Genomic DNA, 24036 nt, shown 5'->3' with positions numbered 1-24036 from the left:
ATACCAGCCGGTCTGCGCAAGCAGATTGGCTGTGTTGGCCCACGTGGAGACATTCACCATGAACACTTCTATGCAGTACCAACACACAAGGAAAAATCCGTCGCCGCACTTCGTTTTTGCCCGCCCGCTCTCCTTCTCCTACACGGGCATGCCGAGCGAGGCTTCGCCGAGCACAGTGCCTCTTCCTGCGATTGCAGATAGCGATCACACGAAGGTTGATTTCACGCCCTTCAAACGTCTGAAGGCAAAAATCGACGCAATTACCTTTACTTGTCACGAGCACGACACCAGCGCCGGCAGGATCGCGGTCCTGCGTCAGCAGATCAAGGATGGCACGCTCAGCATTCCCTCTAGCCGTTACGGGAAATCCCGTTACGGTCGCCCTTGTCTTGCCATCCACGATCCCAGCCTTCGCGATCTGAAGGTGCTTATCGAAACGTTCTGGAACTCCAAGATCATGCGGATCGAGTTCGCCATCGATGCAAAGCTCCCCGACGGCTCCAACGACCTCTGGCGGCTCGACGAATTGAAGGAGCAACTCCGGCATTGCCTTTTTCCGCAACGTCACCAGCGGCTAAGGAAGGCCCTTAGAAAGCGTTTTGTGAAGGCATCCAACCGCTACCGGAAAGATGCGCTCGGATCGCCGATGCCGGACACGCAAATCATCTGGGAGAGCCCGGAATGCTCTGACCAGATGGCTCTCTACGTGAAAACCATCAACGATGGCCAGTCGGTCGGCCAACCCTGGGTCCGTATGGAAGCGCGCCTCCAGGACTCTGGACCCGCCAAGGCCGGGCTTGATCGCTTGGGGATGTTGCCGCACTTTGCGAAGAATCTGCGCTCCTACCTGGCACCGATGTTCTCGATCGCAGCCGACTACAAGAAGGCTGAGTCCATCGGCGGCCGTGGTATCCCGCCCGATCCTTGGTATCGCTGGGGAGCCCAGTGGACCGGCAATGGACAGGTCAAGCTGCAGCCGGACAGCGAAGCGAACATCTTGGTCGGAACCGCACTCAACGAGCTGCGCGACTCCCTGGTGCGTATCCCTGTCCCTATGGCGGTCGCCCATCGCTATCATGACTGGATCGACGAGCTGACCTATTGAAGCAAGCGCCAAATACATATCACGGCCAAGATATCTACCACGGCCACGGTTGATATCTTGGCCACGATATCTATAATGGCCATGGTAGATATCAGGAATCATCAAAATGCGCCCCTCCGAATCACCCCAAAGTAGAAGTCAGAACGCGGAAGCTCTCGTTGCCAATCTATTCGAGGCCAACGGCTGGGACGTCGACCGTTCGCCGAAATACGGAAACAGACGTCTCGATTTACTTGTGCGAAGGGGGCCGCAGCGCTTTGCCGTGGAGATCAAGGCACTGGCGGAAGGACGGGCCGATCGCGTAATCCCCCTGCTATCGCAGGCCATCCTGCAAGCACAAGCAAATGCCCTCGATGCAGGCAATGCACAACCCTTGGCAGTGATTTCTGTAGAGAACGCATCCCAATCCCTATCGAAGCAAGTCGGTTCGTTTGTTGAGCAATACGCACCGAATGTAGCTGTTGGCCTCGTCTCCAAGAATGGGCTTAGATACTTCAGGGGGGCGGGACTTGAGGAGCTGAATGCCGCCCCAGAGGAACCGCGATGGTATGGAAGCGCCCCATCGAATCAGCCGGTCAATATCTTCTCGGATCTGAACCAATGGATGCTGAAAGTGCTACTGGCCCCGAATATACCCGACCACCTGCTACACGCACCAAGACAGCGGTATCAAAGCGGTTCCGAGTTCGCCGAGGCCGCCAAGGTATCCCCCATGAGCGCCTCCCGCTTCCTGCAGCAGCTACGCAGCGAAGGGTATCTGGACGACTCCTCCCGCTATCTCGTTCTTGTACGTCGACAAGATCTCTTCCGTCGGTGGCGTTCGGCAGCGATGCGCCCCTCACCGGAACTACCAATGAAGTTCCTCATTCGCGGCCCTGTGGAACAGCAAATAGAGAGCCTTCTTGTGAAGCATGAAGGAGAGGCATGTCTTGGGCTATTCGCAGCAGCGGATGCATTGCGCCTCGGACATGTCAGCGGCGTTCCTCCATATATCTATGTGCCCAAGCTACCTCGCCCTGATGACAAAAAATGGAGAGCACTGGTAGCAGCCTCTCCTTCAGAGAAGCCTGACCTCATCGTCCGGCAAGCACTGTCACCAAAATCGGCATTCAGGGGCGCCGTACACCAGGAGGACGGTTTGATCGTCTCAGATGTGATCCAGGTGTGGCTGGATGTCGCCAATCACCCATCGCGGGGTGAAGAACAGGCTGAGCTGATCTATCAAAAAGTGCTTCGCCCGATTATTGAGAACGGATACTAAATGAACGATTTAGAACCTCTGGCAAAACTGATCCAGGCCCTTGATCCATGGCGTGGAAAGCTGGTCTTTATCGGAGGTTGGGCGCATCGCCTGCATCGATTCGACCCTCGCGCAAACCAGCTCCAATACCAGCCAGTGTTTACTCGCGATACTGACTTGGCCTTCGCAAACTCGGAACCGATTGAAGGCAACATCAAGGATGCCCTGCTTGAACATGGATTCAAGGAAGATCTGACCGGCGAATATAGACCTCCCGTCGCACATTACACCCTCGGCGACGATAGCAGTGGCTTCTACGCTGAATTCCTAACACCGCTAGGTGGCCGTGAATTCAAGCGTGACGGCTCCCGCGACGCCACATTGTCCAAAGCTGGGATATCTGCTCAAAAGATCCGACACCTAGACATTCTTCTCGTGCATCCGTGGACCATCAAACTGGAACCACAACACGGAATACCCTTGAAGTCGCCAATCGACATTCAGGTAGCGAATCCGCTCTGCTTCATGGTCCAGAAATTTCTGATCCAAAAAGATCGCCCGCCAGAGAAACAAGCCAAGGACATCCTTTACATCTACGACACGATCGAGCTATTCGGCACGTTGCTGGAGGAGTTCAACAAGACCTGGAATGGCGTTATTAAGCCCGAACTAGGGGACAAGCTGAGCGATCGCGTGCTTGAGTTAAGCAAGTCCAGTTTCGAGAGCGTCACTGATGTCATCCGGAGCGCAGCTCGCATCCCACAGGACCGCAAGCTCGACCCAGCGCAGATACAACAGACCTGCCAACTGGCATTCGAGCAAATCCTCTTCGCATAAAGCCATCGTCAAAGGTTGATGGTTGTTACCCCTAAGTGACACCTAGCCAGACCAAATTCCTATTATTTTCCTTCTCGCGGAGAAGCGAAGTCCTATAAGGAATGAGGCCCGCTCAAGGTACTGCGTTCCTCATTCCGGGCCAGAGTTCGCCAACTCTTATACAGGCAACGTCAGGTCACTCGAGGCAGTAGGATTCATTTCCTAATCAGCGCTGCTGCCTCGAACACCTCGAAAACGATATTTCCCGTTGCGCTCCACTTTCGTCTCGATGCCACGCAGTCCTTCACTTATTCCTTTCGAGGGTAGCCCTCGCCGGGAATTGCGCCGAGAAGAGAACAGACGGCATCAAGATCATGGCCGCCAAGCTGCGCCAACCGTTGCTTAGAGCCACTGGGTGCCATATCGAGTTTGCGATTGATTTCGTTGCTGGCATGTTCATCATTCACCATACCGTTGCCGTCAAACCTCCAAACCGACAGGGATGCGGAAAGCAGTCTCGGCGGGTTAGGTTCAAAATCAACATAGGCGACTGCGATCTCAACCTGGTGATTTGCCCAGGACAAGGCAGCTGTTTTGCCAAACATAAACGAGCTCCCCTTCCGGATAGACAGAGGCTCCCAAGCAGAGTCTTCACAACGTGAAAACATACGGATGACGACAGTGCTACTCTCTTTTTTCTTACCCATGATCGACCTCACGCAGCGACGATAGCGACCAGCGCGTCACGATCAATGACGATGGGCACCGCGTCGTTGTCGCCGGTCACTTCGCGAAACTTGCGAACCAGGTCGAGCTCATTGGCGGTCAGCACGGTGCTTTGCAAAATATCTTCAATCGCATCCCAGGTATCAGGCAAATACTCCTGCATCACGAGACGAAGCAGATGGGCAGGATCGGCACCGATCGCTTTTGCGAGCAGCCCAATTCGATTGAGCGGCACCTTCGTCGAGCCATTCTTGAACATCGTGATGATGTTGGCTTTCTCGAAGCCGCATTCTTCGGCGATCTCGCGTTGCGTCTTATCGCACTCGGCGAGACGGTCAGCGATGAAGTCGGCAACGGTGGTGCGATGGGTCAGGTTTGCAGTCATGGTCAGAACTCCTCTATGGTCAAGTTAATGGGCTACCTGACATAGTTATAGTGAGTTCTGACTTAAGCACTCAGGAAACAACTAATACCCAAGTATAAATCACTTGGAATGCACGTTATTGATGAACAGCCAGCGCAAAAGTTGCCTCCTGGTGGTCAAGTTCCTCTTATATTGTTCAGAAAACTGAACGGCGAAGTCCTATAAGAATCGAGACATGCTGGTGGTAGCCTATACCTCAATCTGAGCGTTAGACGCACATCCTTATACCTCGGCAAACTACTCATCCCAAGCATCCAATACGAGCCTCGTTCGATGAAGAGCCGCAGCGAAATTATGCGATCAGTCAGACGCGAAAACACTACGCCAGAGCTGCTAGTCCGTCGAGTGTTGCATTCCTTTGGCCTCCGGTTTCGCCTGTACCGTAAGGACCTTCCTGGCAGCCCGGATATTGTTCTTCCGAAGTTTAGGACTGCAATTTTCGTTCATGGCTGCTTCTGGCATCGCCATGAAGCATGCCATCTCGCCTCTACGCCGAAGACGAACCAAGATTATTGGCTATCAAAATTCAAAGCCAATATCGAACGTGATACTCGAAACACACAACAACTCGAAGCTATGGGTTGGAATGTTCTGGTTCTTTGGGAATGCGAGACAAGGAATCACGAGACACTGAGCAGGCGTCTTTTGCAGTATTTTCCTGCTCATCGGCAAGCGCTTGCCGAACATGACTGATCAGACTCTCGCCAATCACCTCACCAAGACGGACAGGCACTGCATTGCCGATCATCCGCCCAACACTACGAAACTCAATATTTTTATCGAGCGGAACAAATCGATATTCCTTCGGGAAAGATTGGAGAATCGCAGCCTCTCGTAACGAAATAGCCCGGTGTTGTTCTGGATGGCCAAATCGCCCATTTCCAAATCCATAGCAGAGCGTGGTCATCGTAGGAGATGGGGCGTTCCAACTCATCCGGCCATACACGCTAGGATATGTTTTCCCACTCTGCTTACGGTGACAATCGGCCCGCAACTCTTCAGGCCAGTCTTTCCAGGTTCCACCTGGTCGAGAAAGTCGAATGCGTTGCTGATTTATCGGACTCAAGCGAGCAGCACGGTGCAACGGGTCATGCGCATCAACCATTCCGGCTTCGATCGGCGCCAAAGATCCAAGCGCATCTTTAACTGTCAGGTGACTACCTGAGTGAGTTGGGGGAATCAACGAGATATTGCCGAGTAACGAAGCCAGCAAGACGTGTCGACGACGTTGTTGTGGCAATCCATAGTCCACGCAAGCAACTGTTCCAGACCAGACCTCATAACCTTGTTTACTAAGCTCTGCTACGAAATCATTGTAAACAGCATGTTTCGTAACATCAGGCACATTCTCCATCGTAACCAGCTCAGGCCTAATTTCTCGAATTAGTCGTGCGAACTGATATAGCAGCGGCCATTTCCGATCCAGTCGGGTATCGCGTCCTTGGTTGTACGAGGAAAATGGCTGGCAGGGCGCGCATCCTGCAAGGAGGCGCACAGGATTGCCTGAATACCATTTTTCAATTTCGTCGGTAGAGACAACACCAACGTCTTTGCACACGAAGGTGGCGTCGTTGTTGTGCTCGAATGCATATTTGCAGGCAGCATCGATATCGTAGCCAGCCTTAACCTTCACTCCGGCTGAGCGAAGCCCGGCAGTCAGCCCGCCTGCGCCGCAAAATAAGTCGACTGATTCGATAATCGTATTTTTCATTGATGCGAATTCTACAAGGTTCAGCGGCCGACATCGAGGGGCAACACCTGATCCATATATTTCCGGGTAACATTTCCGCCAATTTATTCAAAATGCAAATTTCGCCATAAATCCTGGCCTGACAAGAAGAACAATATCGATGAACGTTATCCCAAACCCAGAAAGCACGACACACATGTCAGCAGCGCCCGAGCCTGGACAACTGGTGGAAGTCCGTAGGCGCCAGTGGGTCGTTGCCGAAGTTTCTACCTCAGCATTAGTGGGCACAAATACCATCCAGAATTTGGTAACCCTCTCCTCCATTGATGAGGACGGCCTTGGCGAGACACTTGAAGTCGTATGGGAAATTGAGCCAGGTGCTCAAGTGATAGAACGTGCAGGCCTGCCATCAATTTCGGGGCAGGACGATTCAGACACACTGGAAGCCTTCCTTGATGCAGTTCGCTGGGGCGCGGCAACCAATGCCGACCGAGGCTTTCTGCAGGCGCCATTCCGCAGCGGTGTCAGCATTGAGGATTTCCAGCTTGACCCTTTGGTTCGAGCCATCGACATGGCTCGCGTCAACCTTCTCATTGCCGACGACGTCGGTCTTGGAAAGACAATCGAAGCCGGGCTTGTCATTCAAGAGATGTTGCTACGGCACCGTGCCCGCACCGTATTGATCGTTTGCCCCGCATCGCTGCAAGAGAAGTGGCGCGTCGAGATGCTGGAAAAGTTCGGCCTCGACTTCAGAGTCGTCGACACGGAATACATCAAGCAATTACGCCGAGAGCGTGGCATCCACGCCAACCCCTGGACTTCGCATCCACGCCTGATCGCATCCATGGATTGGGTCAAAAGCGGCGAAGGACTGCGCGCCATGCGCGATGCTCTTCCCGCGCGCACCAACCACCTACGCAAGTTCGACATGCTGGTAGTCGACGAAGCGCACAACATCGCCCCCGCTGCCGGAGCCAATTACGCGCTTGAGAGCCAGCGGACACGATTCATTCGTTTGATCAGTCCGCACTTCCAACATCGCCTGTTTCTGACAGCCACTCCCCACAACGGCTACACCGAATCCTTCACTTCGCTGCTGGAGCTCCTGGACGACCAGCGTTTCGCCCGAAACATCCTACCCGATGAAAAGCAGTTGAGTCAGGTGATGATCCGCCGCCTCAAAAGCGACCTGGTCGATGCGGAGGGCAAACCCCTCTATGCGCAGCGCAAGCTGCAAGCGCTGCTGGCCTCGTATTCAGCACAAGAGCGCGCCATTCACCAGAAGTTGAACGATTACTGCGCGAGCCGCGAGCAGGATGCCGAAAAGGTCGGCAATGTTTTCGGCACGTCGTTCGTCAACCAATTGCTCAAGAAGCGGCTATTCTCTTCTCCCGCCTCATTCGCATCCACCCTGGAAAAGCACATTTCCAGCCTGGCCAATGGCAGCCAACGTAAAGACAAAGATGCGATGGCCGACCGCATTTTGCGCAAAGCTATTCTGCGGGTGGAAGAAGACTACGCCAACGACCTGGAGGTCGAAAACGCCCAGTCCGAAGCCGTCGAAGAGGCCTCACGCTGCGCGCAACCGCTGACAGCAGACCAGCAACAGATGCTGAACGAGCTGCGGTCGTGGGCGCAGACGGCCAAAAACCAGGTCGACGCCAAAGCCAAAGCGATCCTCGACTGGCTCGCTACCAATCTCAAGACCAATGGCCAGTGGAGCGAGCGTCGGGTCATCTTGTTCACCGAATACCGCACCACCCACCAGTGGATGCACGAGATCCTCGCCAGCCACGGTTTCGGTGGCGATCGACTGGCCATCCTGCATGGTGGTATGCCGCAAGATGAGCGCGAGAAGGTCAAGGCGGCCTTCCAAACCTCGCCCAAGGATTCAGCGGTGCGCATCCTGCTGGCCACCGATGCTGCATCTGAAGGTATCGACTTGCAGAACCACTGTAACTGCCTCATCCATCTGGAGATTCCTTACAACCCCAATGTGATGGAGCAGCGCAATGGCCGTATCGACCGGCACGGTCAGCGCCAGAAGGAAGTATTGATCTGGCACCCTGTCGATGGCGGCGAACAGGGAAAAGCAACCATTGGCGGTCACGGTGACGACATCATCCGGGCGCTGCGCAAACTTGAATCCATGCGGGCGGACATGGGCAGCGTCAACCCAGTCATCGCGCCACAGATGTCGGGGCTGATCGAAGGCTCGCTCAAGGACCTCGACACCCGCTTGGCCGAAGCCAAAATCGCCAAGGCCAGACGCTTTGTGCGCGCAGAGCGCGAACTGAAAGACCGAGTCGCCAAACTGCACGAACGACTCCTCAGCACGCAGCAGGATTTGCACCTCACGCCAGAACGCATCCTCATGGCGGTCAAGACGGGCCTCGTGTTAGCAGGCCGCCCACCGCTTGAGCCTTTTGCCTTGGCTGACGCCCCTGCGGGCACCGTATTCAAGATACCCGCGCTGTCGGGCTCGTGGGCGCGTTGCCTCGAAGGGCTGCGCCACCCGCACAAACTGCAAGTCCGGCCGATCACATTCGATCACGCCGTAGCCACCGGTCGTGACGACGTGGTGCTGGTTCACTTGAACCACCGGCTGGTCCAGATGTGCCTGCGCTTGCTGCGTGCTGAGGTCTGGGCTCAGGACGACGTGAAGAAGCTGCATCGTGTCACCGTGCGTTCGGTGCCGGACGCACTGATCGACGGCCCTGCCGTGGTCGTAATCTCGCGGCTGGTCGTCACCGGCGGCAACCATCATCGCCTCCACGAAGAGCTGACGGTCGCCGGGGGCTATCTGGGGGATAAATCCTTCCGCCGAGAAGAAGGCGTCACCAAAATCCAGCAATGGCTGGAGCAGGCCAAATCACTGACGGCCGCAGACTCTCTGTTCGATGCCATCCGCGTCCGCTTCGACTGCGCGCAAAGTGCCATCCTGCAGTCGGTCGACGCCCGATCAAAAGACCGACTCAAGTTCCTGACCAACACCCTTCAATCCCGCAAGCAGAAGGAAGTGGCCGACATTGAAACCGTGCTTGATGAGCTTGAAAAAGCCATTCAAGCCGAACTAAAAGAAGATCAACAACCGGCGCAGCTTTCTCTGTTCTCGGAAGACGAACGAACACAGCTCAGGCGCGACACCGCCGCATTAGAAGCCCGTCTTGTCCGCATTCCAGCCGAACGCATGCAGGAGGCCCAAGCCATCGAAACGCGCTACGCCAAACTCAACGACCGCACCTTCCCAGTCGCCGTGATCTTCCTCGTGCCTGAGGGAATAACGAGATGAGTCGAGGGGTTCGATACACGCTATCCAGATTCTTGGGTGCGGATGAAACCCTGCTACTTGGCGAGCTCACCGACTCAGTTGCCTCGACAGGCATCCAGAGCACACGCACGACTCAGATCGAGACCTGGAAGACCCAGATCACACTTTTGAAACATTGCGCACACGAACTGATCGAACGGCACGAGGCGGCCAAGGACTGGCATTTGATCCTGGAGTATGAGCTGCCACGCCGACAGAAACGTCCGGATGCAATCTTCCTCGCCGAGGATGTGATCCTAGTGGTCGAGTTCAAGATCGGCTCTCCATCTCATGATGCCTCGGCCCGCTGGCAAGTAGAAAACTACTGCTTGAACCTTCGTGACTTCCATAGCGGCAGTGCCGAACGCGCGATCGTACCAGTGCTTTGTTCCACGACCGCACCAAGTGTCACGTGCTTGAGTTCAATGTCGTGTTCGTGTGTTGCACCAATGCGGCTCGCGAACGCCAGCGATTTGACCGCTGTACTGTTGTCCGCCTTCTCGGCACAACACGATTCCGCCAAACCGTCCATTGACGCCGACACCTGGAGCGACGCACCATATCGTCCCACTCTATCGGTCATCGAAGCGGCCGAACGCCTCTACGAAAACCACGACGTTCGCGAGATCAGCCACAGCTACGCCAGTAACTTGGACGCAACGACGGACCTGCTGGCGGAAGTGATCAGAGAAGCGAGAACGTTGAACCGACGCTATGTGTGCTTCATAACTGGCGTGCCGGGTGCAGGCAAGACGCTGACTGGGCTGAATGTCGTTCACGATCCTTCTCTTCGTGCAGAGAACGGCCCTTGTGCCATCTTCTTGTCTGGCAACGGCCCCCTAGTCAAGGTTGTGCGCGAGGCCTTGGTGCTGAGTCAACAGCGTGCTGGCCGTCGGCGCCAGGATAGTGCTCACGAGGTCTCGACCTTCATCCAGAACGTCCACCAGTTTTTACGCTACCACCGCGAGAACCCCTCGGCACTGCCACACGAGCATGTCGTCGTCTTCGATGAAGCCCAACGCGCATGGGACCGTAAGCAGATGAAGCGCAAGCAAGGCGTGGACACTTCGGAGGCCGCCGAACTCTTCGACGTGATGGATCGGTTGAACGGATGGGCTGTAATCATCGCCCTCGTCGGGGGTGGGCAAGAGATCTTTCTCGGTGAGGCCGGACTAGAGGAATGGGGGCGCGCTGTGGCAGATCGCCCCCATTGGCGAGTCGTCGCTTCACCTGAGGTCGTCTCTGGAGGGGCGAGCGTATCCGGGCACCGCCTGTTTGGCGACGGCGTTCCTCCTGGTATAGAGTTTCGGCCAGAGGACTTGGCTCACCTGAGTGTCGGGGTGCGGAGTTTTCGTGCTCAACGACTGGCGGAATGTGTCGATGCACTGCTCACCCTTGATGCTGAGCGGGCACAGTCGCTCTTACCCGATCGCCGGGAGTTCCCACTCCATTTCACTCGTGATCTCCAAGTCGCCAAGGCGTGGCTGCGGGCCAGGAGCGAACCGGAAAACGGGCAGCGCGCCGGCTTGATCGCCACGTCAGAGGATCAACGCCTACGAGCCTATGGCCTTGAGCGCTCTAGCGCCTTTCGGCAGGATTACTCGTTTGAGAAATGGTTTCTCATGCCCCCCACAGATGTCCGTTCGAGTCATTCCCTTGAAGTCGCAGCGTCCGAGTTCGAATGCCAAGGGCTTGAGCTCGACTGGGTGGGATTGTGCTGGGGGGGCGACCTGACCCCCTCGGAGCAGGGCGGCTGGGAGTACCGAAAATTTCGCGGCAGCGTGTGGCAACAGGTGCGTGGTGATGCTGAACGGACCTATGTGTGCAATCGCTATCGAGTTCTGCTCACCCGCGCGCGTCTCGGTATGGTCATCTGGATTCCGCCTGGCAACGCAGACGACCCGACCCTTGATCCGGCCAGATTCGAACGCACCGCGCAACTGTTATTGGCCGCAGGCGTTCCTGAGCTTCAACAAGATTTCGAAGGAGGTCAGCCATGAGCCAAGACAACCATCACAACGATTGGCTGTCGCTGATCGAGATCTCCGGCCCTTTCCTCGCAGTTCCCGTTCTGAAGGAAGCCTTTCCACAAGGGTTGGAAGAACTTAACGGAACCAAACGCAAACGTCTGCGCCAAGCCTACGAGGAGTGGCTCGAAGCGCTGGAGCTGGAAGACGCCCAGTTCGCCGAATTGCACGGTGCGTGGATCGAAGAGGTGCTATCGCGTAGCCTTGAGCTCGACGAAGACGGTAAAGGCAACGTCCTCAAGCGCGCCGGCTGGTGCGCCGCCAACCTCCAAGCCAGCTTGCCCGAACACGGAGTGACACTGTCGCCTGATCTTGCGGTGATTGATGAGCAACGCGCCAACAAGGCGCTACTCCTGATCCAATCCTATGCGCAGGATGCCGACCTTGATGCCACTCTGAAGCAAGACGGCTGGGTCGCCACCCCCGCCGAGCGCATGGTTGCTTTGTGCCGTTCGCTGGGTTGTCGACTCGGTTTGGTGACCAACGGCGAGCGCTGGATGCTGGTAGATGCCCCGGTGGGGGCCGTCACCACCTTTGCCAGTTGGTATGCCCGCATCTGGAGCCAAGAACCCATCACGCTGCAGGCATTCGTGCACCTTCTCGGCATTCGTCGTTTCTTTGTCGACGAATCCGAACAACTGCCCGCGCTGTTCGATCGCTCTCTGAAGTTCCAGGACGAAGTCACCGACGCCCTTGGCGAGCAAGTACGCCGTGCCGTCGAAGTATTGATCCAAACACTCGACAAAGCCGATCAGGACCGCAATCGAGAGCTCCTGCACGACGTCAAAGAACCCGAGCTGTATGAAGCCGCGCTGACGGTGATGATGCGTTTGGTGTTCCTGCTCTCAGCAGAGGAGCGTGGCCTGCTCCTGATGGGCGACGAGCGCTACGAAGCCAATTACGCGCTTTCCACCTTGCGCATGCAGTTGCGCAAAGAGTCCGAGGAAATTCTGGAGCGCCGCTGGGATGCCTGGTCGCGCCTGCTGTCGACCTTCCGCGCCGTGTTCGGCGGCATTGAGCACGAAAACCTGCGCCTGCCAGCCTTGGGCGGCTCACTGTTTGATCCAGACCGCTTTCCTTTCCTCGAAGGTCGCGCAAAAGGATCGAACTGGCGCAGCGATGCAGCCAAGCCACTGCCCATCGACAACCGCACCGTGCTGCTGTTGCTGGAGGCTATTCAGCAATTCCAGGGCCGCACGCTGTCTTACCGTGCACTGGATGTCGAACAGATCGGCTACGTGTACGAGGGGCTGCTTGAACGCACCGTCAAGCGTACCGATGAAGTCACGCTGGAACTGGATGCCACCAAGAGCGCGAAAACGCCCTGGGTCAAGTTGGCCGAGCTGGATTCAGCGCGATTGGATGGTGCCGCGCGACTGGCCGAGTTGCTGCAAGAACGCTCTGGCAGCTCTGCCAGCCGGGTGCGCAATGATCTGGCCAAACCCGTCGACGACACCTTGGCTGACCGCCTGCTGACGGCTTGCCAAGGCGACACTGAGCTTCGCGATCGCGTCAAGCCCTATGCCCATCTGCTGCGCACCGATCCGTGGGGCTATCCGCTGGTCTATCCTGCCGGTGCCTTCATCGTCACCACCGGTTCCGACCGACGTGAAACCGGCACCCACTACACACCGAAATCGCTGACCGAAGCGATCGTTGCCGAAACCCTCACGCCGGTGGTCTACATTGGCCCAGCGGAGGGAACGCCGCGCGAGCAATGGGCACTGAAATCCCCCACTGAACTGCTTGACCTCAAGATTTGCGACCCTGCCATGGGCTCGGGAGCCTTTCTGGTGCAGGCTTGCCGTTGGCTGTCGAATCGCCTTGTTGAAGCTTGGTCACAAGTCGAGGCCTCGTGCAAAACCGTGAGCGTGGATGGTGAAGTTCTGGATGCCCGAGCCGCCAAGGAACCTCTGCCCCGCGACGGCGAAGCACGCACGGTGATCGCGCGTCGTCTCATTGCCGAGCGCTGCCTGTACGGCGTCGATTTGAACCCGCTTGCAGTCGAACTGGCAAAGCTCTCGATCTGGCTAGTGACGCTGGCCAAGGGGCGCCCATTTGGCTTCCTTGATCACAACTTGCGCTGCGGTGACAGTCTTCTGGGTATCCATCGACTGGATCAACTCACCCAGCTTTCGATGAACCCCACGGGTCAAGGCCAGCTACGCTTATTCGGCCAGAACATTGAGCGGACGGTGCGCGAGGCCATCGAACTGCGGCAACGATTGCGCGAGATCCCGATCCGCGACATCCGCGATGTGGAAGTGATGGCGCATCTGGACGCCGACGCGCGCCGCAGGCTCGAAGTGCCGGAAAGCATTGCCGATTCGTTCATCGGCGAGGTGTTCGCATCGGGCGGCAATAGTGCGGGGCTGGAGAACACGCTGACCTCGCTCACCATCCAAGCCGGACAAGCCATCGACGGCGACCGCGACGTGTGCGCCTCAATGCGCCGGAGATTGGTCTGCGCGCTTTCGACCGATCAGCCCGCCGACAAGCCCGCGCGTCGGCCTTTCCATTGGCCGCTAGAGTTCCCCGAGGTGTTCGTGAGCGAGCGCGGTGGTTTCGACGGTATGGTCGGCAATCCGCCTTTTCTTGGCGGGCAGCGCATCACCGGCGTCGCGGGCACAGCCTTCCGCGACTGGCTGGTCGCACACATCGCCGAGGGGCGTCGCGGCTCGGCAGATTTGGTCGCCTATTTCTTCCTGCGTGCATGGAGCCTGCTGCGCGAGGGCGGCGGTTTCGGGCTGCTCGCGGTCAACACCATTGCGGAAGGCGACACACGGCAGGTCGGGTTGGAAGCGATGGTTGGCGCGGGTGCCATCATCCATGCGGCCCACCCGAACGAGCCTTGGCCCGGAAAGGCGGCGGTCGTCACCAGTCGGGTGCATGTCCACAAGGGCGAATGGTCGGGGGAACGCTCACTGCTTGGACAACCGGTTTCGTTCATATCGGCCTTCCTGTCCAATCGTGAGGAATGGAGTCCGAAGCGACTGAGAGCCAATGCGGGTCTTGCTTTTCAGGGGTGCATCACGCGCAGCTTGGGATTCATTCTTTCGTCCGACGAAGCGTGTCGAATGCTTGATGCCGATCCGAAGAACGCTGATGTGATCTTCCCGTATATCAACGGCGATGATCTCAATTCAGATCCCGAGCAACGTCCGAGTCGCTGGGCAATCAATTTCTGGGACTGGCCGCAGAAACGCGCACAAGAATATCGACTTCCTTGGGAATGTATCGAAGAGCGAGTCAAGCCTGACCGGTTCCGGTTACGTGACGACGGACACTATGTTTGTGCCGAACCGCTAAGAGATGAATGGTGGCTCTATGAGGGACGCCGTGTTGGGTTGTTTCACGCCATCGGTCGTGGCCATCATTTCGAACGGCACCCCGAGGGATCGAGTTCCGAAAACAGTCAAACAAACAGAGTCATGGTGTGCAGTGAGGTAACTAAGTACCTATCGTTTGTCCTTATCAGCAATGACTCCATCATGTCGGATCGGGCAGACGTATTCCGGAATGGAGGGTCTTTTGCAATCTGTCAGTCCTCTCTGCATGATGTCTGGGCGCGCCTTCATAGCTCCCGGCTAGAGACGCGACTGAAATACTCTATCGGCAATGCGTTCGAAACATTTCCGTTTCCTGATCATCCTCATAACGAGCCTCAGGAGCAAGGGGCACATTTACATCAGTTACGTTCCACTCTGATGGTCGAGGACGGCATCGGCCTCACAAAGCTCTACAACCGCTTCCATACCGCCACCGAGCGCGATCCTCGCATCGAAGGGCTGCGCGCATCGCAGCGAGAAATGGATGCTACTGTTGCGCGCGCCTACGGCTGGGATGACCTCAACCTTGAGCACGGCTTCCACGAAGTGCCATACTTGCCGGAGAACGACCGCGTCCGCTTCACTATCTCGGAAGCAGCGCGCCTCGAAGTGCTGCGCAGGCTGTCGAAACTGAACCGCCAGCGATACGAGGAAGAAGTCGCGCAAGGGCTGCACGGCAGCAAAGCTACTCACACGGCCAAACGCGCACCGCGCACAAAAAGCGCATCTTCATCCCAGCCGTCATTCGACTTCGATGCCATCTCCGCCAACGAAAACTCTTACCCCATAGCCGCCGAGCCTCGGGCCAACTACCAAGCAGGTCCGGCCCATGCAATCACCAAGTACCTGAGCACAAACGTAGGCTGGCACGCCAAGACCGACATCCTCGGCGCCACCGGCATCACGGATGGCCAGTGGAACGCCGGGATCGCAGACCTGATCGCAGGCGGCAGAGTCGAACGCCAAGGCGAGAAGCGCGGGGCACGGTACCGAGCGACAGATACAGGGGGGACCGCATAATGATGCCCCAAGCGTGGTTCGAGATGGCTGAAATCTGCCGTCGAAAATTTGCTTCATCAGCCTGGATACCTCTAAGAGCAGTTCAACCAATCTGTGAGGAAGGAAAGCGTGGCCACCCTGGATTCAAGGAAGAGTTTTTTGGCGCGGGTTCGCTGGCCGTACCTGTTGATTTGAAGGGAAAGGCGACCAAGCTTGGTTGGTCGGATGTTGGCATCAGCCATGAACACCGGCCTTGTGTCGACGATGGGCGCTACATACCAGCCGACGTGTATGAGTACAGCCGAGGCGAGCAGATTGGCTTTTCACTGGTGCTTGAACAACGTTTGAATGGCGACGAGCAACGCGTCTGGCATTTGCACCAAGACTTCGTGATTGCCCTCGAACTCATGAGGGATGGTGATCGTTGGATATGCCCGAATGAGGGATACACGGAAGTGGTTCGCCTCCATCGGCACCCAGACGAGCGGCCATTCCTGATGGAGGCAAAGGCGGAATTTCTGCTTGACTACCTTTGTGCACGAGACATGGGATTGCTCGTAACCGCCTACTGGAACCGTGAGGAGGTTGTCGAAGACATCGCGCATATTGATTGGGCGGAGAACCCAAAGCATGAAGGCATTGAAGGCGCACGCTGGGAGGGGCGCACATATGAGATCCACGAAGGCGGCATGCCATTTGGGGCGGAAACAGCGGTGTTTCATGTTTCTCGAACTGACGTTGATCCAAGCGAAGATGTGCCCGTGTTCGGCTTCCCTACGGACGATGTAACCGAAGGACGGTCCTGGACGTTCAAGCGTGAAGAGCGAAAACTATTCGTCGTTGAAGGCGAATATTGGCGAGACGAGTGGATCAATCCCGGTAAATACAGCGCTCGGATTCGTAGAGATGATGTTCCTGGCTCGGTGTTTTTCATAACCGATCCAGCGGGCACGCGCGAGTCGAAGGAGACCCTCACGAAGGAAAGCCGTTGGTTGTGGTTCCGGGCAGAAATAATAAGCGCGCTCCTTGAGTATCGCGGCGGGCATTTGGGGTGGTACACCCGGGACACGGGCTCAGTCAGCTGCTCACCCGACTACGGCGTGCACTTTGGCGTCAACTCAATTGGCCTCGTCAATGTGTACGCCAAGGACATCGGCCTATTGCCAGATTGGCAACAGAGAGTCTGGGCAGGCTTCAACGTCACACCAGAGGGCGGCGTTTCAGAGGAACTGCTTGCTTCGCAGATGCGGGCACAACCATCGGATACCACCTCGCCCGAAGCCGCTCTTGTTCAAGCACTGGCTCGTATGGATGAGATCTTTTTGGCAATACGAGGCAAATCACTGTTTCGTGAGCACCCATACCGCAATGAAGTGTTGAGTCGCATCCATCGCTTTCGGTCGACCAACGAAAAGGGGCTATTCGCGTTGGCGAAGGACATAGCACGGCTAACGGCTGACAGTATTGACATTGCCGCGCTACAAGAGATCGCTGCACCACCAAAGAACGAGAAGTGGGGCTCACTCAAATCGCTTGAGAAGGTTCTTGCAACGGTGTGCGCTCCAGAAGATGCGCGCCTTGCGCTTACACCGCTGGTTGGCACTTATCAGCTTCGACTTGCCGACGCACATTTGCCGGGGAGCGAGTTAGCTGAAGCGATGAAGCTGGCGGACATTGACGGAGTGAGCCCTGCACTACATCAGGGGCAAACACTGATTGCGAATTCTGCAAGTGCAGCAATGAAAATCGCCAAGATACTAGAGCAACTGCCTGCGAGCGAAAAGAAACATGATGATGCCAAAGCCTGAAAGTGAATGGGTGATGATTAGGCGGCAACATTCTTTGCTACGAAAAAAGCCATTGAACCGAAGGGGAATTGAATGACGAAGGCAACGCTAGACCATGCAGAAGCAAGCCCAACGAAGCGATTCTTTGTATCAATGCTGACCCGTGACATCAGCCTAGCCGATGCGATCCTTGACCTCCTCGACAACTGCCTTGATGGTGCTCTTCGGCTCTCTGGTGGCAAGGAGGTCGATTACGCCCAGCACTTTGTGAAGATAGTGCTTGCTGCTGACTATTTCTCGATTGAAGATAACTGTGGCGGAATTCCTCGCGAGGTAGCGAAGAACTATGCATTCAAGATGGGCCGAGAACCCGATGATGAACGAGACTCGGACACAGAGACCATCGGGATGTACGGCGTTGGTATGAAGCGTGCCATCTTCAAGATGGGCCGCGACGCATTGGTACGGACAAGGTATGGCGAGGATACTTTTGAAGTGCCGATTACATCAGCCTGGCTCGAAGCGAAGGGCTGGGAGCCGTTACCGATCAATGAGCCAACAGAAGCGAACGAAAAACTAGCAGAGCCGGGTACGAGGATCTACGTCAAGGAGTTGTACGAAGGAGTCTCGAGACATTTTTCCAACGAAGGGTTTGAAAATGACGTTCGTACGGCTATCTCTGAACACTTCACAATGTTCCTACAGTGGGGGTTGAGAGTAGAACTCAATGGCAAGCCTATCGATCCCGTTTATGTGGAAGTTTTGGTATCTGATCAGGAAAATGGGCCTGCTCCGTTCGTGTATCAAAAAACGATCGACAATGTACTCGTTTCAATCACGGTGGGTCTGAATAGCGGGCGTCCCTCTGATGAAGATGAAGACGAAAGCTCAGGCTTCGAGTTGGATCGTTCTTCTGCAACAGCCGGTTGGACGGTACTCTGCAACGATCGAGCAGTCATTGTCGGGGACAAGGGGCGCCTGACAGGTTGGGGCGACGGTCTACCGCTCTACCATCCTCAGTTTTCAATCATCACCGGCATCATTGAGTTTCGCTCCAACCACGCTGACCAGCTTCCTGTCACGACCACCAAACGCGCCCTGGATACGTCATCGAACGTATGGCTCGAGTCCCTTGTGAAGATGAAAGAAGGTATGCGAATTTGGACAACGTACACGAACCAATGGAAGAATTATCCGCGTTCTGAACAGTCTGGCCATTGGGAGGGGACCAGACCGCTATCGCTGCACAAGGCTATTGCAGCGGTCGCAGAACGAAGCACCGCCAAAAAAACTGAGTCCTATATTGAGTTCAACCCCCAGAAGTCAAAAGTCCTTCCAACCCCTGCGGGAAGGACTCCATCTGCAAGACGGATTGTGTTTTCGAGACCCCAAGAGGAGGTAAGGCTTGTATCGAAAATGCTGTTTGACGCAGAGGACATGAAGCCGGGCATTGTTGGTGAAAGTTGCTTCGAACTTGCACTAACAAAGGCCAAGAAGCAGGAGGCTTGAGCGATGAGCACAGGTTCTTCATTGCCATACCGGCTGAGGCCCAACAAGGCAGTCGACCGAGAGCTGTTCTTGTCGTTGCTGACAAGACTAGCGCCGATGCTTTCGTTGGAGAAGTATCACTATGTGGGTCTTGGAGGCCCATTTCTCGAGGATTTCCGATTGGTGCACGCACGTCTCGGGATTAGTCATATGACATGCGTTGAATCCGAAGAGAACGTGCACAAGCGCCAAGTATTCAATCGCCCCATCGCTTCAATTGAATGCGTTCATTCCACCCTTGAGGAGTACCTCGACGGGAATGACTTCGAAAGGCCCGCCATCATTTGGTTCGACTACACGATGCCTATGAGCGTCAAGACTCAGATCGAATATTTTGCCAAGACCATAGGGACTGTTCCCATCGGCAGTGTGCTTCGTATCACGCTCAATGCAAATCCAGAGTCGCTAGGAAAGCCTTTAGCAAACGATGTTTCCATTGAGGTTGACGGGGAGGTTTCTGGGGATCGTGCGCTGAAACCTACTGTTCAAGAATGGCGTCTCGCTCGATTCAAGGAGCGACTTGGCTCCCTCTTCCCAAGCGGTTTGGGAGCAGATGGAATGACCCAAAAGAACTACGGATCAAGTTTGCTTCGCGTACTGAAGCTTGCGGTGGAGAAAGATGCACTGAGTTTTCGTGATCGCCAGATTGTATGGGCGCTAGCCACTCACTATAAGGATGGACAACCAATGGTGACAGCAACGCTTCTGATCGGTGCGGCCAAGGACCAGTCCATTGTGGAATTGGTGAATAACTGGGAATTCAAGTCAACGACAGACACTCCTCATTGCCTTGATCTTCCTGCCTTGTCGACTTTGGAACGTCTAACAATGGAATCCAAAGATGACGCGCTGGTACACATGGGTTTTGAGCTTCCCTCATCCAATTTGGGAGATAGCCCAGCTGCCGTCTTCAAGAAATTCTACCGAATCTATCCGCATTTCTCGCGAGTGGAATTGTGAAAAGTGACGAGGGTGTAGATGGCGAGTTTTCTAAGCTTGCCAGTGAATTCAAAGTTTAAGGAACGTGGATGTCAGACCTTACGCAAAACAATAATAACAACGCATGGATTGCCATTGACCATTGCCTGGTAGGCTCTTCAGAGCTGTCACAATACATCCTCGTCCTAAAGGGCGAGCGATCCCTATATCAAGCAATCGCAGATGACGATTGGGCGCTGATCCTCGGTCCCGCAGGTCACATCACGCGGATCGGTCGTGTGTTGCGGGTACGTTCGGATCTGGAAACAACCGTGATCTACTTCGACCGCATGTTGTTGGTTGATCCGGCGGATTCGATTGGTCTTAAATCGCTCACCCCGCCGTCTTCCGGCAGCATTGGCCGTGTTCAATGGACGGATTTTCTGGAGTCTCTCCCCAAGGCCTTGCACAAGACCATCGCCGAAGTGCCGACCATTGAGGATCAGGCCTATATCCGCGAACTGCTGCAACTGGCTGTGATGGACGACCTGCTCGGTCCCGCAGGCGGCCCCCGTGAACGCATCGTCGATATGGGTGTGCGCGACCGCTATCTGGTTGGCAAACTAGCCCCGCGTGAGGCCGCACAGGGCGGTATTGAGGGGCTGGACGGGCCACTGGCCAATGACGACGCCGAAGAGCCCACTGAGGCCAAAGCGCCCGGACGGCACGAGCCGGGTGCGGAGTTTGGAACCGCCACCGGGCGTGTGGAGCCGGAGTCGGATTCGGCTGACGAGATCGATGCCGCCAGCAACCAATCACTGGTGCCCAGCAGCCTTGGCATGACCTTCTGCGTGGATGGTGACGCCGACCAGATTGAGATCGAAGCGCGCTGGGGTCGATATGAACGTAGCGACGAGCACGAGATATTCCGCACCCGTAAGAACAAGGAAACCGGTGCCGAGGTGCAGACCAAAGCCAAGGTCTGGCAGCGCATTCCCTGTGGCGGCAAGATCGTGCTGCCGCTGACCGAAGGCGTGATTCCGCACCAGGCACCTGACAGCGAGTTCCCCGAGGTTCGGGTGCAAGGTTCCATTCGGGCCAAGAATGCCAATGGCGATCGACTGATCACCTTGTTCCTGGTGAATGCACAGGAAGAGCCGGACACCAACCGCGATACAGTGTGGGTGTTCCAGCCCGAGCTGATCGTTCGCTCGGAGAAGGACGCCGCCAAACGCGCCATCTTCCGGCGCAGGCCGGTACTGGATGCGGATGGCATGGACCCGGAGCGCGAAGCGCTGGAGATGATCTACCGCAACCGTGTCGAGTTCGCCGTGGGCCATGGCGTTGCCGTCCATGCCGAAACCGCGGACGACGTGACGCTGGCCACCGAGGTACGCACCACGGTGATGCCGCAGTACGAGGTGCAGGTCACGGAGACGCCCGGGCTTGATCCAAGCGATCGCCCAGCGATGCGTGAAATGGTCGACAGCGGCTTGCTCGATATGCAGCGCCTGGCGACTTTGGACATTGAGCCGCTGGTCGACGCCTTGAGCATGCTGACCAAGGACTATGCCGCGTGGATTGATGAGCAGCGCGAACGCGTCGGGTCCGAGGTGACCGGCTATGACACCCAGTCGCAACAAGCGATGGACCGCTGCCAGGAGATCCACACACGCCTGCAGCAGGGTATCGATACGCTGAAAGACAATGAGAAGGCGCTGGCGGCCTTCCGGTTTGCCAACCGAGCGATGGCGACGCAACGCGTGCGCAGCCAATACGCGCTGGCCATGCGCCGGGGCGAGGATGTCACCCTCGACAAGTTCGATGTGCTGAAGAACCGCAGCTGGCGTCCATTCCAGTTGGCGTTTCTGCTGCTCTCGATTCCGTCACTGGCAGATCCGAGTCACCCGGATCGCGTTGAGCCTGTCGAGGCCTATGCCGATCTGCTGTGGTTCCCTACAGGCGGCGGTAAAACCGAAGCCTATTTGGGCGTGGCGGCCTTCACTATGGCCATTCGGCGCAAGCAGGGCAATCTCGGTGGGTTCGACAGCTCACGCGGTTTGGCCGTGATCATGCGTTACACGCTGCGCTTGCTGACGCTGCAACAGTTCCAGCGTGCCACCGCATTGATTTGTGCCATGGAAGTGTTGCGGCGAGAGGCGCTGGACAAGGGCGACAAATCCCTCGGCACCGAGCCTTTCACCATCGGCCTCTGGGTTGGCAACAAGGTGACTCCGGGCACGACCGAGGACAGCCATCAAGCAATTCTTGCTCAACGTGACTCTACGAAAAACAAGGCTGGCCTGGCATCTCCTGCACAGCTCACCAGTTGTCCTTGGTGCGGCTCCGAAGTTGATCCTGGCAAGGACGTCGAAGCAGATAGGAACATCAACCGTACGATCATCTACTGCGGGGACAAGAAAGCCCGCTGCGATTTTTCCAAGGGCAAATCCAGCAAACAACCGCACCCGGGAATTCCGGTGCTGGTCGTTGACGAAGAAATCTACCACCGCCCACCGACGATGATGATCGCCACCGTGGATAAGTTCGCCATGATGGCGTGGCGCGGTCAGGTGCGCACGCTGTTTGGTCGCGTGGGGCAGGAATGCGAGCGTCACGGCCTGCTTTGGCAAGGTGCCGATTGCAATGGCAACCACCAAGCTGGCAAGGGGCTACCTTCCGCGAAGGTAAAGACAATCAGTCCGATTCGCCCGCCTGACTTGATCATTCAGGATGAGTTCCATCTGATCAGTGGGCCGCTGGGTACCATGGTCGGCTTGTATGAGACCGCCGTGGATGAACTGTGCGGCTGGACGCTCAATGGCAAGACGGTCAAACCGAAAATTATTGCCTCCACAGCGACGGTGCGCAAAGCCAAGGAGCAAGTGAACAACGTGTTCATGCGCCGTGTTTCGGTTTTCCCACCACACGGTCTGGATGTGGAAGACAACTTCTTCTCGGTGCAACGGCCAATCGAAGAGAAGCCAGGGCGGCGTTACCTTGGCGTGTGCTCCCCCGGTAGCTCACGCCCTGCGATGTTGATCCGTGTCTACACCGCTTTCTTGACCGCTGCCCAGGCACTGTTCGACCACTTTGGCGAACCCGCTGACCCGTACATGACCATGGTCGGCTACTTCAACTCCCTGCGTGAGCTGGGCGGCATGAAGCGATTGGCAGAGGACGATGTGCAGACACGTTCCTACCGCGTGCAAATGAGCATGGTGGAGCGCCCCGCACTGGCACAACGCAGCATCAGCAATATTCGCGAACTGACGTCTCGGGTGTCGAGCCAGGACATCCCCAAGTACCTTGACAATCTGGAGGTCAAGTTCAAGTCCGAGTTCGACACTGCAACCGGCAAGTACGTGACCCGCTGGCAGGAGGGCGACACGCGCGCCATTGATGTCGTGCTGGCAACCAACATGCTGTCTGTGGGCGTTGACGTGAATCGGCTCGGCCTGATGGCCGTGAACGGGCAACCCAAAGGAACGGCCGAATACATTCAGGCCACCAGCCGTGTGGGGCGCTCCTTCCCGGGCTTGGTCTGTACGGTGCTAACGTGGGCAAGGCCGCGCGACCTGTCCCACTACGAAACCTTCGAGCATTACCATGCCACGTTCTACAAACACGTCGAGGCCCAATCGGTAACGCCATTTTCACCACGAGCGATGGACCGTGGTTTGACGGGCGCACTGCTGAGTTTGATGCGCCTCAAGAACGATGTCTTCAGCCCAAACGAAGGTGCTGGCCAACTGAGTATATCCAATCAGGCCGAGATGACGGATGCCATCAAGATATTGGCGACTCGCGCGGGTAATGTTGCTGAAGACAACTCGCGTAAGCAGTTGGCTGAGACTGAACTGAAAGAGCGCGCTGACGAATGGGCGAAAGAAGTCAGCAAGGGCGGACGGATTTTGGCGTATGAGAAACGTGGCCCCGAAAAAGACAAGACTGTTGCATTGATCAAGTCACCGGGGGTTCAAACCTGGGACAACTGGACCGTGCCGATGTCGATGCGGGAAGTGGAGCCCGGCGTGCGCCTGATCATGAACACGAGCCATATCGCGGACGACCACGATTGGATGCCTCGTCCCGCAACGAAGGATGAGGATTGAAC

The 24036-nt window shown here is 56.4% G+C and carries 14 protein-coding genes; 11 read left to right on the top strand and 3 right to left on the bottom strand.

Features of this window, described 5'->3' with window-relative positions:
* Positions 1-58 precede the first annotated feature (58 nt).
* The 3 genes from KI613_RS04625 to KI613_RS04615 all read left to right on the top strand — a co-directional run bounded on the left by KI613_RS04625 (position 59) and on the right by KI613_RS04615 (position 3182).
* Positions 59-1105, top strand: coding sequence for a hypothetical protein (locus tag KI613_RS04625; protein ID WP_226404036.1), 1047 nt, complete (start codon positions 59-61; stop codon positions 1103-1105).
* Between the two features lie 106 nt (positions 1106-1211).
* A complete protein-coding gene (locus KI613_RS04620) occupies positions 1212-2366 on the top strand; it encodes a restriction endonuclease (protein WP_226404035.1) in 1155 nt (384 codons plus the stop codon).
* Complete coding sequence (locus tag KI613_RS04615) at positions 2367-3182, top strand: GSU2403 family nucleotidyltransferase fold protein (RefSeq protein WP_226404034.1); 816 nt, start codon at positions 2367-2369, stop codon at positions 3180-3182.
* Positions 3183-3469: 287 nt separating this feature from the next.
* Here the strand turns inward: KI613_RS04615 and KI613_RS04610 are convergent, their stop codons facing one another.
* Entirely contained in the window at positions 3470-3868 is a 399-nt protein-coding gene (locus tag KI613_RS04610; protein WP_226404033.1) for a hypothetical protein, read from the bottom strand.
* Positions 3869-3876: 8 nt separating this feature from the next.
* A complete protein-coding gene (locus KI613_RS04605; RefSeq protein WP_226404032.1) occupies positions 3877-4272 on the bottom strand; it encodes a hypothetical protein in 396 nt (131 codons plus the stop codon).
* 312 nt (positions 4273-4584) lie between these two features.
* Here KI613_RS04605 and KI613_RS21355 point away from each other — a divergent pair, with 312 nt between their 5' ends.
* Positions 4585-5004 carry a very short patch repair endonuclease gene (locus KI613_RS21355; protein WP_226404031.1) on the top strand — a complete coding sequence of 140 codons (420 nt, stop codon included), beginning with the start codon at positions 4585-4587 and terminating at the stop codon, positions 5002-5004.
* Here the strand turns inward: KI613_RS21355 and KI613_RS04595 are convergent.
* Positions 4886-6022 (bottom strand): DNA cytosine methyltransferase, encoded by a 1137-nt coding sequence (locus KI613_RS04595; RefSeq protein WP_226404030.1) that lies wholly within the window; start codon positions 6020-6022, stop codon positions 4886-4888. The genes KI613_RS21355 and KI613_RS04595 overlap by 119 nt on opposite strands.
* Positions 6023-6161: 139 nt before the next feature.
* Between KI613_RS04595 and drmD the strand changes: the two genes are divergently transcribed.
* The 7 genes from drmD to drmA all read left to right on the top strand — a co-directional run bounded on the left by drmD (position 6162) and on the right by drmA (position 24034).
* On the top strand, positions 6162-9293 hold the full coding sequence (gene drmD, locus KI613_RS04590) for a DISARM system SNF2-like helicase DrmD (protein ID WP_226404029.1): 3132 nt from the start codon (positions 6162-6164) through the stop codon (positions 9291-9293).
* The gene (locus KI613_RS04585; RefSeq protein WP_226404028.1) at positions 9290-11311 is read left to right on the top strand and encodes a DUF2075 domain-containing protein; all 2022 of its coding nucleotides are present in this window, start codon (positions 9290-9292) and stop codon (positions 11309-11311) included. The genes drmD and KI613_RS04585 overlap by 4 nt, the downstream gene beginning before the upstream one ends.
* Positions 11308-15687, top strand: coding sequence for an Eco57I restriction-modification methylase domain-containing protein (locus KI613_RS04580; RefSeq protein ID WP_226404027.1), 4380 nt, complete (start codon positions 11308-11310; stop codon positions 15685-15687). Before KI613_RS04585 ends, KI613_RS04580 begins: the two co-directional genes overlap by 4 nt.
* Positions 15687-17474: a hypothetical protein gene (locus KI613_RS04575; protein WP_226404026.1), complete on the top strand. Its 1788-nt coding sequence runs from the start codon at positions 15687-15689 to the stop codon at positions 17472-17474. Before KI613_RS04580 ends, KI613_RS04575 begins: the two co-directional genes overlap by 1 nt.
* A 72-nt stretch (positions 17475-17546) precedes the next feature.
* Positions 17547-18962 carry an ATP-binding protein gene (locus tag KI613_RS04570; RefSeq protein WP_226404025.1) on the top strand — a complete coding sequence of 472 codons (1416 nt, stop codon included), beginning with the start codon at positions 17547-17549 and terminating at the stop codon, positions 18960-18962.
* A 3-nt stretch (positions 18963-18965) separates the two neighbouring features.
* Positions 18966-19961: an O-methyltransferase gene (locus tag KI613_RS04565; protein ID WP_226404024.1), complete on the top strand. Its 996-nt coding sequence runs from the start codon at positions 18966-18968 to the stop codon at positions 19959-19961.
* Between the two features lie 68 nt (positions 19962-20029).
* On the top strand, positions 20030-24034 hold the full coding sequence (drmA, locus tag KI613_RS04560; protein ID WP_226404023.1) for a DISARM system helicase DrmA: 4005 nt from the start codon (positions 20030-20032) through the stop codon (positions 24032-24034).
* Positions 24035-24036 lie beyond the last annotated feature (2 nt).

The sequence above is a fragment of the Ferribacterium limneticum genome, from assembly GCF_020510585.1.
In the GTDB taxonomy this organism is placed as follows: Bacteria; Pseudomonadota; Gammaproteobacteria; order Burkholderiales; family Rhodocyclaceae; genus Azonexus.
This window is presented reverse-complemented; position numbering and strand designations above follow the sequence as displayed.

Excerpts from the sequence above, each read along its gene's own strand:
- KI613_RS04585 (WP_226404028.1), top strand. The coding sequence starts at position 9,290 with ATGAGTCGAGGGGTTCGATACACGCTATCCAGATTCTTGGGTGCGGAT.
- KI613_RS04565 (WP_226404024.1), top strand. The coding sequence starts at position 18,966 with ATGAGCACAGGTTCTTCATTGCCATACCGGCTGAGGCCCAACAAGGCA.
- KI613_RS04570 (WP_226404025.1), top strand. The coding sequence starts at position 17,547 with ATGACGAAGGCAACGCTAGACCATGCAGAAGCAAGCCCAACGAAGCGA.
- drmD (WP_226404029.1), top strand. The coding sequence starts at position 6,162 with ATGAACGTTATCCCAAACCCAGAAAGCACGACACACATGTCAGCAGCG.
- KI613_RS21355 (WP_226404031.1), top strand. The coding sequence starts at position 4,585 with ATGAAGAGCCGCAGCGAAATTATGCGATCAGTCAGACGCGAAAACACT.
- KI613_RS04580 (WP_226404027.1), top strand. The coding sequence starts at position 11,308 with ATGAGCCAAGACAACCATCACAACGATTGGCTGTCGCTGATCGAGATC.
- KI613_RS04595 (WP_226404030.1), bottom strand. The coding sequence starts at position 6,022 with ATGAAAAATACGATTATCGAATCAGTCGACTTATTTTGCGGCGCAGGC.
- KI613_RS04620 (WP_226404035.1), top strand. The coding sequence starts at position 1,212 with ATGCGCCCCTCCGAATCACCCCAAAGTAGAAGTCAGAACGCGGAAGCT.
- KI613_RS04575 (WP_226404026.1), top strand. The coding sequence starts at position 15,687 with ATGATGCCCCAAGCGTGGTTCGAGATGGCTGAAATCTGCCGTCGAAAA.
- drmA (WP_226404023.1), top strand. The coding sequence starts at position 20,030 with ATGTCAGACCTTACGCAAAACAATAATAACAACGCATGGATTGCCATT.
- KI613_RS04605 (WP_226404032.1), bottom strand. The coding sequence starts at position 4,272 with ATGACTGCAAACCTGACCCATCGCACCACCGTTGCCGACTTCATCGCT.
- KI613_RS04610 (WP_226404033.1), bottom strand. The coding sequence starts at position 3,868 with ATGGGTAAGAAAAAAGAGAGTAGCACTGTCGTCATCCGTATGTTTTCA.
- KI613_RS04625 (WP_226404036.1), top strand. The coding sequence starts at position 59 with ATGAACACTTCTATGCAGTACCAACACACAAGGAAAAATCCGTCGCCG.
- KI613_RS04615 (WP_226404034.1), top strand. The coding sequence starts at position 2,367 with ATGAACGATTTAGAACCTCTGGCAAAACTGATCCAGGCCCTTGATCCA.